At 60.9% G+C, this 12521-nt stretch carries 10 protein-coding genes and 1 pseudogene; 4 read left to right on the forward strand and 7 right to left on the reverse strand.

What is annotated here, in order from left to right; genetic code table 11:
* Window positions 1-121: 121 nt before the first annotated feature.
* From JFU57_RS23995 to JFU57_RS24010, 4 genes are all read right to left on the reverse strand, one after another.
* Entirely contained in the window at window positions 122-1312 is a 1191-nt protein-coding gene (locus tag JFU57_RS23995) for an EAL domain-containing protein (protein WP_201130989.1), read from the reverse strand.
* Window positions 1302-4130, reverse strand: coding sequence for an ATP-binding protein (locus JFU57_RS24000; RefSeq protein ID WP_201130990.1), 2829 nt, complete (start codon window positions 4128-4130; stop codon window positions 1302-1304). Before JFU57_RS24000 ends, JFU57_RS23995 begins: the two co-directional genes overlap by 11 nt.
* Window positions 4131-4329: 199 nt before the next feature.
* Entirely contained in the window at window positions 4330-4770 is a 441-nt protein-coding gene (locus tag JFU57_RS24005) for a hypothetical protein (RefSeq protein WP_078472941.1), read from the reverse strand.
* A 173-nt stretch (window positions 4771-4943) separates the two neighbouring features.
* The gene (locus tag JFU57_RS24010) at window positions 4944-5855 is read right to left on the reverse strand and encodes a helix-turn-helix domain-containing protein (protein ID WP_201130991.1); all 912 of its coding nucleotides are present in this window, start codon (window positions 5853-5855) and stop codon (window positions 4944-4946) included.
* A 153-nt stretch (window positions 5856-6008) separates the two neighbouring features.
* Between JFU57_RS24010 and JFU57_RS24015 the strand changes: the two genes are divergently transcribed.
* Genes JFU57_RS24015 through JFU57_RS24025 form a run of 3 tightly spaced genes read left to right on the forward strand, consistent with a single transcriptional unit; the run spans window position 6009 to window position 9814 of the window.
* A complete protein-coding gene (locus JFU57_RS24015) occupies window positions 6009-7367 on the forward strand; it encodes a glutamine synthetase family protein (protein ID WP_020294605.1) in 1359 nt (452 codons plus the stop codon).
* A gap of 48 nt (window positions 7368-7415) precedes the next feature.
* Complete coding sequence (locus JFU57_RS24020; protein ID WP_201130992.1) at window positions 7416-8504, forward strand: polyamine ABC transporter substrate-binding protein; 1089 nt, start codon at window positions 7416-7418, stop codon at window positions 8502-8504.
* Entirely contained in the window at window positions 8501-9814 is a 1314-nt protein-coding gene (locus JFU57_RS24025; RefSeq protein WP_201130993.1) for an NAD(P)/FAD-dependent oxidoreductase, read from the forward strand. The genes JFU57_RS24020 and JFU57_RS24025 overlap by 4 nt, the downstream gene beginning before the upstream one ends.
* 23 nt (window positions 9815-9837) lie before the next feature.
* Here the strand turns inward: JFU57_RS24025 and JFU57_RS24030 are convergent.
* A pseudogene (locus JFU57_RS24030) lies at window positions 9838-9945 on the reverse strand (alpha/beta fold hydrolase); the annotation flags it as partial.
* A gap of 271 nt (window positions 9946-10216) precedes the next feature.
* Between JFU57_RS24030 and JFU57_RS33320 the strand changes: the two are divergent.
* A complete protein-coding gene (locus JFU57_RS33320) occupies window positions 10217-10510 on the forward strand; it encodes a hypothetical protein (RefSeq protein WP_242487514.1) in 294 nt (97 codons plus the stop codon).
* Window positions 10511-10525: 15 nt separating this feature from the next.
* On the opposite strand, the gene JFU57_RS24040 is transcribed toward JFU57_RS33320, so the two are convergent.
* A complete protein-coding gene (locus JFU57_RS24040; protein ID WP_201130994.1) occupies window positions 10526-11473 on the reverse strand; it encodes an alpha/beta fold hydrolase in 948 nt (315 codons plus the stop codon).
* A gap of 108 nt (window positions 11474-11581) precedes the next feature.
* Window positions 11582-12322, reverse strand: a complete 741-nt coding sequence (locus JFU57_RS24045; protein WP_020294609.1) for a TetR/AcrR family transcriptional regulator — start codon at window positions 12320-12322, stop codon at window positions 11582-11584.
* Window positions 12323-12521: the final 199 nt, after the last annotated feature.

Genomic DNA, 12521 nt, shown 5'->3' on the forward strand with positions numbered 1-12521 from the left:
CCAGAATGGAAAGGAAGAGCGGTCGACTGACACCCTGTTCGGCAACCCTTTGCAGTACAAAAGGTCATCTGGAGCACTCCCCGCGAACAAGGCAGCGCACGCTCTGCGTTCAGGGTGGTAATCAATGGCTCGCCGGAGGTCCGTCCTCACTCAACAAGGTGTTGAATTGATCGGATGACACGGCCTGGGAAATCAGGAACCCCTGCACGGCGTCGCATTTGAGCTGGCGCAGCAGCACCAGCTCATCCTGGCTTTCGACGCCCTCAGCCACGACCTCCAGGCCCAGTTGCTGGCCCAGGGCGACGATGCTGGCAATCGCCAGGGCCAGGCTCTTGTTCTCGACACAGCCCTGCACCAGCGCTCGGTCGATTTTCAGTTCGGTAAAGGGGGTCGAGACCAGATTGAAATAGGAGCTGTAGCCTTGGCCGAAATCGTCCTGGGCCAGGCCGAAGCCCTTCATCCTCAGGCGGCAGGCGCCCGCATAGAATTTGCTGATGTTGTCGGTGGTGGAGCACTCCATCAGCTCGAAACCGATCATGCCCGGCACGCCGTCGTGCTCGATCACCAGGTCGAACAGGCGGTCAGCCAGGTTGTCGCTGTCTAGCAGATGAGTAGGCAGATTGATCGAGACCGGAATGTCATAGCCCTGCTTGCGCCAACGGGATTGGGCCAGAATCGTCTGTTTGACGAACAGCATCAGCAATGGCTCTTCCAGGCCAAAGCGCACCACTGCCGGTAGAAAATCTGCCGGCATCAGCAAGCCATGCTGCGGATGAGGCCAGCGGGCCAATGCCTCGGCCGAGATGATGCGGCCATTGGCCAAGGATTTTTTCGGTTGAAACCAGGCCTGCAATACTTCGGCAGCCAATGCCTCTTGCAGCATCTCCCGGCTGAAGACCGGCAGGCTGATATCCAGGGTGCGGCTGGCCCCGAGCCAGGTGTCGAGTTCCTTCATCAATTTATGAACCGAGCCGGACAGCACCGGTTTCGATAACTGGCCTATCACCTTGAGGCCCAGGCTTTGTGCGACCAGGCTGGCGCTGATAATCATGCGTTGGGAAGCCGAGCTCATGATTGCCAATGCCGGCTTCAACGTCCTGGAAGCCAGTTGCTGAATGAATTGCACGCCGTCCATGCCGGGCATCACCAGGTCGGTCAAGACCAGGTCAAAATCAACCTCATCCAGGCGTTTCAGCGCGCTCTGTCCATCGCAAGCGGCTTCAACTCGTACATTGCCGAATTCCTTGAACAGGTTCAGCAGGTACTCGTACTGGAAAGGGTGGTCCTCCACGATCAGGACGTTATAAAGCACGGCTCTTACTCCGGTTGTGTTGCAAATTATTGGACAGCGCACGCAGGCCAAACGGCTTGATCAGACACTCATCCATGCCGGCCGCCAGGCAGCGTTCACGCTCATCGCTGAGCGCATTGGCCGTGGCCCCGATAATGGGCAGGTCACAGCCCAGCCGGCGCAGTTGGGCGACCAATTCATAGCCATTCATGTTGGGCATGTTGATATCGGTCAGCACCGCGTCGAATGCGCCTTCGTGCCACAGTGCAAGCGCTTCGTGGCCGTCGGCGGCGAGCTGCACCGTACAGCCCAGTTCCTCCAGCTGGTCCTTGAGGATCAGCCGACTGATTGCGTTGTCTTCAGCCACCAGCAGGTGCAGCCCCAGTTGCGGCAACACCACGGCGCCGGTCTGGGCGCCATCCGCCTGGCTGTAACTGCCTTGCGCCTGGCCGACTGCGCGGCGCAGGTCCAGCAGGTTGCTGAGGTTGACCTGCCACGACGCGGTCTTGCGATCACCGCTGCTCACACTCACTCTGTCGCACACCTGGACCAGCGGAATGTTCAAGCCTGGTCGGGGTTGCTCAAGGTCGCCAGCCTGCACCTGCACCAGGACTGCGGAGGCTTCCAGCCCTTGCTCCGAATGAATGCCGATTTGCGCACGGGCACCCCAGCGACGCAGCCAGCCGCAGATGTTCTCGGCAAGCTCGCGTGACGGAGAAACCACGTAAACCGTTTCGAGCAGCAGGTGTGGGGCGGTCGGAGCATCACCACTCAAATCCTGCTCCAGCGGCAGCTTCAAGATAAAACTGCTGCCCAGCCCTGGCTCGCTGACCACACGCAGGCTGCCATTCATCAGCGAGGTCAGGCGTTGGCAGATGGACAGGCCCAGGCCTGTACCGGCGACCATGCCGGTGTTGTGCCCCACTTGATAAAACGGCGCGAACAGCAGTTGCTGGTGCTCTGCGGAAATACCCGCGCCGGTATCGGAGACCTGCCAGAGCACGCAGACGCGCTCGTCATCGCGACTTTCGACCTTGACCCGCAACACGATTCGCCCGCTTTCAGTGAATTTCACGGCATTGCTCAGCAGGTTGTTCAGAATCTGCCGGATGCGCGTCAAGTCACCCTTCAAGCGCTCGGGTAGCTGGGGGTCGACCTGGGCATACAGGTGCAGCCCTTTATTGATGGCAGCTGCCGAAAAGCCTTCGATGACCTCCTGAATCAGATCAAGCGTAGAGATCTCGCTCTCTTCCAGAAACAGTTGCCCGGCCTCGATCTTGGCCACATCCAGCACATCACTGATCAACTGCAGCAAGGTCGATGACGAGCCTTCGATCGCATGCAGGTAGTTGGTCTGCTGGGTATTGAGGGTGGTCCGTGCCAGCAGCTCCAAGGTGCCGAGCACGCCATACAGTGGCGTGCGGATTTCATGGCTCATGGTGGCCAGGAACTGGGTCTTGGCCTCGTTCGCCGTGTCGGCCAATTGCCGAGCATGTTCCAGCGCCGCTTCCACCTGTTTATGGGCGCTGATGTCGCTGAAGGCGCAAAACAGCACATCCTCGCCACGGTAGCGGGTCGCGGAATAACTGAGGATCAGGTGTCGGCCACAGGTTTCGAACTCATCCGTGCCCTCTCCCGCCGGGCTGTCAAAAGCTTGACCAATCCACCCCTGGCGACGTTGTTCGCGAACATCTCCAGCCCCCAGCCACTGCTCGGACAGGTGATTTTGCAGGACCACCGCACCGTCCATGCGGCGCAGCACGCAGAGCGCCACCGGAGCAGTCTGGATCACCGCGCGGCTGAAGGCTTCGCTTTCCACCAGCGACTTGTCGCGGTAGATCGCCGGGGCGATCAGGCGTTTTTCTATTCGCGTCACCAGCAGCCAGGTGGCCGCCACGCTGGCGATGCCCAACAGTACGACCAGCAACAAGGGTCCACGCAATGCCAAGAATACAGAGCGAAAATCGATGGCATAGATCACCTGTAGATCGGTGTAACCCAGGTGCTTGCGCATGATCATGCTGTCGGGCAACCAGCCCTGGCCGACAAAGCCGAAATATTTGTCACCCTGCAACTGCGACACCGCCTGGCTCAGGCTGGGGTACGAGGCGCTGGCGAATACCTCGTTGCCCTGGGCATTGAGCACCAGAAACTCACCCACCCGATCACTGCTCAAGGCTGCCAGCACATCACCATCTTCAATCTCCAATCCGAGCCATCCCGAGCTGGGTTCACGCTCATCGAGCAAGCTGAACAGGTACAGCGAAGAACCGGACTCCGGCGCCCGACTGGAGGTGTCATGCAGCCAGAGCTCGCCTTCCGGCGGCAGGCCCTGGGATGTCAGTTGTTCGAGTTTTTGCAGCACCGACTGAGGCACCACCCGTTCTTCCTGGCGGGCGCCCGGCAGATGCAGGATCTGCGGTTTCGAGCCGGCCTCGACGTATAGCAGGCTGATTTTGTTCTGGCGCAGGTAATCGAGCTTGCGCTCCGTAAGCCACAGGCTCCAGAAAACCTCGCCGCGCCCCAGGCGTACATGCAGCTCCTCATCAGAAACCGTAGGTATGGTTTCTTGCACACCTCGATTGCGCACTGCCGAGAGGCTCAGATTGCGCAGCAGCACCTCATTGCCGGTGAAAAAACGCTGGGCAACGGAGATCGACCCGCTCAGGTAACCCCGTCGCAACGACACTTCGTCCTCGAAACTTGAAATGAGGTAGGCGTAAAGCGCACTGAATAAAGCGAACTGCAACACCAAGGCGAAAAGGCGCAATAGCTTGCGGGCGGCCTTGGGCGTTGAGAAGGAGGCGTCGGCGGGCTGGAATAACTGTTTGAATCTCATTAATTCACACTAAACAGACCACTGCTTCAAGAGACAAGATTCTTCCTGAACTTATATTCCATTCAAAAAATTAATACCGAGAGCAAGCAGGAAATTCCATTTAACTGCTTGCCTTGAACTTTTCACCCTCGATTTAATTCGAGCGTTCCATGTATACAGATCAATTCACTTTTAGCCGTATGCAGGTGTGCAAAAACCCTTAGCGGATACTGCGGATATTGCCTTTATTGCCCTTCACGGTGACCGCAACTTTCTTGAACACGAAGTAGTTTTCTTCGCTGACTTCATAACGCGGAGCGACGATCAGGTCAGCGCCGGAAGCCTTGACCGCCTTGTAGGCCGCAGCTGATTTGACTGCGCTGACAGGATCGAAACCCAGGCCGCCCAGGGCTCCGCCGCCGTCGCCGCCATAGGCCACGCCGTCGGCAAATTCGCTGTCGCCACCGAACTTGAGGAAACCAAACAGGATATTGACCGAGGATTGACCGGAGATGGCTTCACCGACTGTCACGTCCGCCTTGAGGTCGGTTTTTACTACGCTGTCGATCGGAGCCGACGGCTGGCTGATGTTGTAGCTGACACAACCACTTGCACCCGCAATAACGGTTGCCAAGGCTACACATTTTAAAAGCGCATTCATAAAACGTCCTTATTACTGAACAGTTAATGCATCCAGATGGGGATACAACGCCCCGCTTAGTCGGGGAGCCGGAGCATATAACCTAAGTTCAAAGGATCTAAATCAGACCAGTCCTATAACTCGTCGAAACCGAAGTTTAAATGGGCCAAAATCCATAAGCCCTGGCGATTTTTTCAGCGTGCCCCAGGCCGACGCTTCAAGGTCTCGCTCGGTAGCTCCTTGAACAAGGCCCGGTAGCTGCTGGAAAACCGGCCCAGGTGCCAGAACGACCAGTGCATCGCGACCTCGGCCACGGTGGTGTCCGCAGCGCTGCGACCAAGCAGTTCGCGGTGCGCGCTGTTGAGCCGCCGCAAGCGCAGCCACTGGCTTGGCGCCATGCCGGTGTAGGTCTTGAAGGTGTGTTGCAGCTGACGCAGGGAAACCCCGGCAACCTCGGACAGTTCCAGCAGGTTGAGGGTCTCTTCGGGCACATCGGCGGCCCATTCCGCGACCCGTTTCATGATCGAACGCTCCTCGGCACGCCGCTGCATGGCGCCGCGCTCCAGACGCACGCAGGCGTTGTCGAGGATGTACAGGCAGTCTTCGAGCAGTTGCTGGGTCAGGGCTTCCCTGCTCGGCGGATCGAAGGTCTGGGACAGGCGGGTCAAAGTGCCGCTGAGCCAGCGACTGAACAGCGCGTTCTGCCCCGAGTTGAGCGGTGCCATGAACAACCCTTCCAGGCGCTCGACACTCAGGCCATGGCGCTGGACGAACTCGGCACCGAACACCACCGCCACTTCCTGGTAGTTCTCCGGGGTGATCCAGATGTTGCGGCTTTCGCCATTGAGCACGTACAGCGCGTTGTCGCTGCGATCGAAACAGAACGCCAGTGCCCCCGGTGGCGCGCAGAAGTTCTGCTCGACCCGGGTGTTCATGCATTCCTCGTAGATCTCCACCCCCTGCAGGTCGAGGTAGCGCACCTGGCCGGCGAAATGCCCGGGTGACATCTGCTGGTAATGCTGGACCCAACCGGGTGTGGCACGGATTTGTTCAGCCACGTCGGCGGAGTTGAATGCTTGGACTTGCAAGGCGTTGCACGTTGTCATCGGGGGGACCTTACGCACTCGTTTGGTGCGTTTTGGTTCTGCTTAAAGTGGATAGATGGAACCTTGAGCGTCGACCAAGATAGTCGTCAACGCGCTGCAGGGGAAGCCTTGCCGGAGCCCCTGGCGCCGAATCAACCCACCCCCGAGGTTTTTATGAATGCCCCTTTCGATCAGCTGTCCACTTGGCTGAAAGATCACAAGATTACCGAAGTAGAGTGCGTGGTCAGCGACCTGACCGGTATTGCCCGCGGCAAGATCGCACCGACCAACAAGTTCCTGAACGAGCGCGGGATGCGCCTTCCGGAAAGTGTGCTGTTGCAAACGGTAACCGGGGATTTTGTCGACGACGACATTTACTACGCCCTCCTCGACCCGGCCGACATCGACATGGTCTGCCGCCCCGACGCCGCGGCGACCTATGTGGTGCCGTGGGCGATCGAGCCGACGGCGATCGTCATCCACGATACCTTCGACAAGCTCGGCAACCCGATCGAACTGTCACCGCGCAATGTGCTGAAAAAGGTCCTGCAGCTCTACACCGACAAGGGCTGGCAGCCGATCGTTGCGCCAGAGATGGAGTTTTACCTGACCCAGCGCTGCGAAGACCCGGACCTGCCGCTCAAGGCCCCCCTGGGCCGTTCGGGGCGTGCCGAAAGCGGGCGGCAGTCGTTCTCAATCGACGCCGCCAACGAATTCGACCCGCTGTTCGAAGACGTCTATGACTGGTGCGAAGCCCAGGGCCTGGACCTCGATACGCTGATCCACGAAGACGGCCCGGCGCAGATGGAAATCAACTTCCGCCACGGCGATGCCCTGGACCTGGCCGACCAGATCACCGTGTTCAAGCGCACCCTGCGCGAGGCGGCGCTCAAGCACAATGTCACCGCAACCTTCATGGCCAAGCCGGTGGCCGACGAACCGGGCAGCGCCATGCACCTGCACCAGAGTGTGGTGGACATCGCCACCGGCAAGCCGATCTTCGCCGACGACCAGGGCCGGATGAGCCCGTTGTTCCTGCACCATATCGGCGGCTTGCAGAAGTACATCCCGAAGGTGCTGCCGATGTTCGCACCCAACGTCAATTCGTTCCGCCGCTTCCTGCCGGACACCTCGGCCCCGGTCAACGTCGAGTGGGGCGAGGAAAACCGCACCGTCGGCCTGCGGGTACCGACGTCCACCCCGGAGGCCATGCGTGTTGAAAACCGCTTGCCGGGAGCCGACGCCAACCCTTACCTGGCGATTGCCGCCAGCCTGCTGTGCGGCTACCTGGGCATGGTCGAGGGCATCGAGCCCAGCGCTCCGGTCCAGGGCCGGGCCTATGAGCGACGTAACCTGCGCCTGCCGATCACCATTGAAGATGCCCTGGCGCACATGGAGAGCTGCCCGACCATCGAGCAGTACCTGGGGCGTAAATTCGTCCAGGGCTATGTCGCGGTCAAGCGCGCCGAACATGAAAACTTCAAGCGTGTGATCAGCTCCTGGGAACGGGAATTCCTGCTGCTCAGCGTCTGATATCGGGCTTTGCATCACGATCGAACAACAACTCGAAGAGGTGTCGACATGCGTCTATTGAAATCCGTGGTTCCCGTGGCCCTGGCGTTGCTGTGCAGCGCCGGCGCCCAGGCTCAGCCGAGCGTCAGCGTGTACAACTGGACCGACTACATCGGCGAGACCACCCTCGCCGACTTCCAGGCAAAAACCGCAATCAAGGTGATCTACGACGTCTTCGACTCCAACGAGACCCTGGAGGGCAAGTTGCTGGCCGGGCGCACCGGGTATGACGTGGTGGTGCCGTCGAACCACTTCCTGGCGCGCCAGATCAAGGCCGGGGCCTTCCTCAAGCTGGATCGCGCACAACTGCCGAACTGGTCGAACCTGGACCCGAAACTGCTGGCCCTGCTGGAGAAGAACGACCCCGGCAACCAGCACTCGGTGCCCTACCTCTGGGGCACCAACGGCATCGGCTACAACGTCGACAAGGTCAAGCAGGTGCTGGGGATCGACCATATCGATTCGTGGGCGGTGTTTTTCGAACCCCAGAACCTGAAAAAGCTCAGCCAGTGCGGCGTGTCGATGATGGACTCGCCCGATGAAGTGTTCCCGGCGGTGCTCAACTACCTGGGCCTGGACCCACGCAGCGAGAACCCCGAGGACTACAAGAAAGCTGAAGCCAAGCTGCTGGCGATCCGCCCGTATATCACCTACTTCCACTCCTCCAAGTACGTGTCCGACCTGGCCAACGGCAATATCTGCCTGGCCTTCGGTTATTCGGGGGATGTGTTCCAGGCGGCGAACCGGGCCAAAGAGGCGAAAAACGGGGTGAATGTCGCTTACTCGATCCCCAAGGAAGGCAGCAACCTGTGGTTTGACCTGCTGGCCATCCCCGCCGATGCCGGCAATGTCAAGGAGGCCCACGCCTTTATCAACTACCTGCTGGACCCGCAGGTGATCGCCAAGGTCAGTGCCTCGGTCGGTTATGCCAACCCCAACCCGGCGTCGAAGCAGTACATGGACCCCGAACTGGTGAATAACCCCGAGGTTTACCCACCCCAGGAGGTGCTGGACAAGCTCTACATCTCCAGTACCCAGCCGCCGGCCATCATGCGTCTGATGACCCGGTCCTGGAGCAAAGTGAAGTCCAACAAATGAATCAGCCAAACACCGGGGCGGCGCCTGCCGAGCACGCCCGCTCCTATTACGCGGCCTCGGCCAGGGCCTTGGCCGGCTACCCGGTGCTGAATGAGGACCTGGAGGCCGACGTCTGCGTCATCGGCGGCGGCTTTACCGGGGTCAACACCGCCATCGAACTGGCCCAGCGCGGATTGTCGGTGATCCTGCTCGAGGGCCAGCGGATCGGCTGGGGCGCCAGCGGGCGCAATGGCGGCCAGCTGATTCGCGGTATCGGCCATGACGTCAGCGGCTTTGCGCGCTACGTCGGCGAAGAAGGAGTCAACTACCTGAATCGGGCCGGCATCGACTCGGTGGAGCTGGTGCGGCAACGGGTCGGCGAACACGGCATCGACTGCGACCTGCGCTGGGGGTTTTGCGAATTGGCCAACACCCCGGCGCAGTTCGCCGCCTTCCAGGCCGAGCAGGACAGCCTGGCGGCCATGGGCTATGCCCACGCGACACGCATCGTCGGTGCCGCGGACATGGGCCAGGTGGTGGGTTCGTCGGTGTATGCCGGTGGCCTGGTGGACATGGGCTCGGGGCATCTGCACCCGCTCGACCTGGTGCTGGGCGAAGCTCGCCTGGCCGAATCCCTGGGGGTGCGGATCTTCGAGAACAGCCCGGCGCTGCAACTGCTGCACGGCAAATCCGTGACAATCCGTTGCGCCCAGGGCACGGTGCGCGCCGCCAATCTGGTGCTGGCCTGCAATGCCCATCTGGATGACCTGGAACCACGCCTGAGCGGCAAGGTGCTGCCGGCCGGCAGCTACATCATCGCCACCGATCCACTGGACGAGGCCTTGGCGCAGCAGTTGATCCCGCAGAACCTGGCGCTGTGCGACCAGAAGGTCGGCCTCGATTATTACCGGCTGTCCGCCGACCGCCGCCTGCTGTTCGGCGGTGCCTGTCATTATTCAGGGCGCGATCCGGCCGATATTGCGGCGTACATGCGGCCGAAGATGCTCAAGGTGTTTCCGCAACTGGCCAGGGTGCGCATCGATTATCAATGGGGCGGCAAGATCGGTATCACCGCCAACCGCTTCCCCCAGGTCGGGCGCCTGGCGCAGTACCCGAACGTGTTTTATGCCCAGGGCTATTCCGGCCACGGCCTCAACGTCACTCACTGGACCGCCAGGCTGCTGGCCGAGGCCATCCATGCCGGCCACAGCCAGGGCCTGGATATCTTCAGTGCCGTGCCGCATATGACCTTCCCCGGTGGCCCGGCCTTGCGCGCGCCGCTGCTGGCATTGGGCATGCTCTGGCACCGCTTGCGCGAGGTGTTGGGTTGAAGGGGTGACACCGACCTGGCGACTCAGTGGCTGATAAAGCGCAGAATCGCCTCGGCCACGGCCGGCCCGGCTTCGCGCTGTGGAAAATGCCCCACACCCGGCACTACCTGGCGTTCATAGCGACCGCTAAGGACTTCGCCAGTACCTGGCTGCCACACGTGTTGCACGTCGTTCAACCGCCCACATCCCCGCGCCAGCACCGAGCTCAAGGTGGGCATCACCAGCGAGTTGCTGCAGCACAAACGCCTGGGTCAACTGGACCTGGTGTTCGGCAAGCAATGCGCGCGGGGTGATGACGAAGGCGAATTGCTTTGGTAGGAGCCGCTGGTCTGGGCCTCCAGCAGCACGCTCAAACTGCTACCGGACGCCAGCCTGCCGCTGGCGGTGTTTCCCGAACCCTGCGTGTACCGCGAGGCCGCCATTGCGGCACTGGCCAGCAGTGCCCGGCCGTGGCGAGTGGCCTTTGAAAGCAGCAGCATGGCCGGCTGTATCGCCGCCGCCCTGGCGGGTTTTGCGGTGATACCCATTGCCCGCAGCCAACGGCTGGACGGGCTCCAGCAATTGAGCTCCGAGCACGGCCTGGGAGCCATGAGCCAGGCCCGCTTCTATGCCTTCGCCGAGCAGAACACGCCTGCGGTAGCGACGCCGGTTGAAGCGGTGTGGGAAATCGGCCAACGGAAGCGCTTTATTCGTTGATGGTCGCGCAATGCTTCAGGCATAGACCCGTTGCAAAAAGCCCAGGAGCAGACGATTCACCTCGGGCGCCTGCTCGCTCTGGATCCAGTGCCCGCAATCAGCCAGCAGGTGCTGCTCCAGGTGCGGGACGCTGTCAGGCATGCGCTTGAGGGTGTGCGCTTCCAGGACCCCGACCGGGTCGCGGTCGCCGATCAGAAACAGGGTCGGTTGCTGGACCTTGGCCCCACTGAGGAACTCGCTGCGCTGCCAGTTGCGCTCGAAATTGCGGTACCAGTTCAAGGCCCCGCGAAAACCGTGTTCGGCGAAGGTCTGGCGATAGACCTGGAAGTCCTGCTCCGAGCACCAGGGAGGCAATACCTCGGGAATCTGCACCCCATCGAACAGCCGCGCATCCGAGGGACGGGGCTGCAGCAAGGCCCCGGCATCGCCCATGAACAGGCGCAGGCTGGCGTCGATGTCGGCATCCAGTTCGGCCTCGGCGACGCCAGGCTCCTGGAAATACAGGATGTAATTGAAGCGATCGGCGAAAACTTCACGCATGACCTCGATCGCCGGGCGCTTAGCCCGGCCGGCGAAGGGCACCGAGAGGGTCACCAGCGCCTGTATCCGCTGCGGTTCGAGCAGCGCCAGGTACCAAGCCACCACCGCGCCCCAATCGTGGCCGACCATGCACACCTGGCGATGGCCGAAGGCGTCCATGGCCGCCTGAATGTCGGCGCACAGGGTCAGCAGGTCATAGGCCTCCACCGCCTGCGGTGCGCTGCTGGCACCGTAGCCACGCATCTGCGGCACAAATACCCGGTAACCCGCCGCCGCCAGCGGCCCCACCTGCTCGCGCCAGGAATACCAGCACTCGGGAAAGCCATGCAGCAGCCAGACCGGGCGCCCGTCCTGCGGGCCGGCGACCTGCACGCACAGGTCGATGCCGTTGACTGAGAGTCGATGCGCTTGGTAGGGAATCATCGATGGGTGTCCATGGGCCGTAAGGTTTCTGCACGCTAGCAGAACCATCCTTGGCTCTGAATCATCATTCGGCGATCGAATGATGGGCCCCTGGCGTTAACGCACAGCTCAGCTGGCGCTGTGGCTGCCTTGCTGACGAATCAGCCGTTGAGTATTGAGGACTTTTTCCAAAGCCTGCTCGGACTCTGGGTCCTGCATCGGCGCGCGGATGGCGGCGGATACCAGGCTGATCAGCTTGGCCATGACCTCGGCATCGGTGGCCGGACGCCCGAGACTCATGGCCTGCATCAGCAGGCGCAGTTCGGTACCGGCCATGACCCCGGAAATCGCCTTGAGGGCGAACTGCAAGCGCACCCCCAGTTCATTGCGCGGCAAGTCGGGCAATGCCAGGGCGAACGCCTTGAAGAAGCGCTCGAATACCGGCTGGTAATGTTCCTTGAGGTATTCCTGGATAAAGGGCGATGTGTCGCTGTAGACCCGGCCGAGAAAACGAATGAACGAACGCCCTTCAATGCCGGATTCATCACTGCGCTCCAGGCCCATGGCCGGGGCGAAGAGCACGCCGAGGAGGGTTTCGCAGTCCAGCGGACCGTCGCTCTGTTCTTCGCACTTGGCGAGCAGTTCCAGGCGCTGGTCATTCAGCGGCCCCAGGCGCTGCATCAGCAGCGCGGTCATCAGTGAGTCCTTGTCGCCGAAGTGGTAATTCACCGCCGCCAGGTTGACCTTGGCCCGCTCGGTGATCTGGCGCAGCAGCACGGCGTCATAGCCGAACTTGATAAACAATGCTTCCGTCGCTTCCAGCAGTCGGGTCTTGGTGACATTTGGAGCACTGAGTTTCTTTGCGACCATGGCGGAGACCTTTGCTGGGGTAAAAAACTGACCGTACGAACAGCGTTTTAAAAAAATTTGATTTTTTATACCCGTGCGGCCCTTTTAAAGCAAGCCTTTGACGGATGCCGCCGGTTAAACCGGGCTTTTTTCGACTCGCCAGTCTGGCACCGACCGGGGCGAAAAAAATGTTTCAAATTGTCACGCAATCACGGGAGAA

Origin of the sequence: Pseudomonas sp. TH07 (genome assembly GCF_016651285.1) — a bacterium.
Classification (GTDB): domain Bacteria; phylum Pseudomonadota; class Gammaproteobacteria; order Pseudomonadales; family Pseudomonadaceae; genus Aquipseudomonas.

Coding starts and splice junctions, on each gene's coding strand:
- JFU57_RS24015 (WP_020294605.1), top strand. CDS start 6,009: ATGAATGCCCCTTTCGATCAGCTGTCCACTTGGCTGAAAGATCACAAG.
- JFU57_RS24045 (WP_020294609.1), bottom strand. CDS start 12,322: ATGGTCGCAAAGAAACTCAGTGCTCCAAATGTCACCAAGACCCGACTG.
- JFU57_RS24010 (WP_201130991.1), bottom strand. CDS start 5,855: ATGACAACGTGCAACGCCTTGCAAGTCCAAGCATTCAACTCCGCCGAC.
- JFU57_RS24020 (WP_201130992.1), top strand. CDS start 7,416: ATGCGTCTATTGAAATCCGTGGTTCCCGTGGCCCTGGCGTTGCTGTGC.
- JFU57_RS24005 (WP_078472941.1), bottom strand. CDS start 4,770: ATGAATGCGCTTTTAAAATGTGTAGCCTTGGCAACCGTTATTGCGGGT.
- JFU57_RS24000 (WP_201130990.1), bottom strand. CDS start 4,130: ATGAGATTCAAACAGTTATTCCAGCCCGCCGACGCCTCCTTCTCAACG.
- JFU57_RS24040 (WP_201130994.1), bottom strand. CDS start 11,473: ATGATTCCCTACCAAGCGCATCGACTCTCAGTCAACGGCATCGACCTG.
- JFU57_RS24025 (WP_201130993.1), top strand. CDS start 8,501: ATGAATCAGCCAAACACCGGGGCGGCGCCTGCCGAGCACGCCCGCTCC.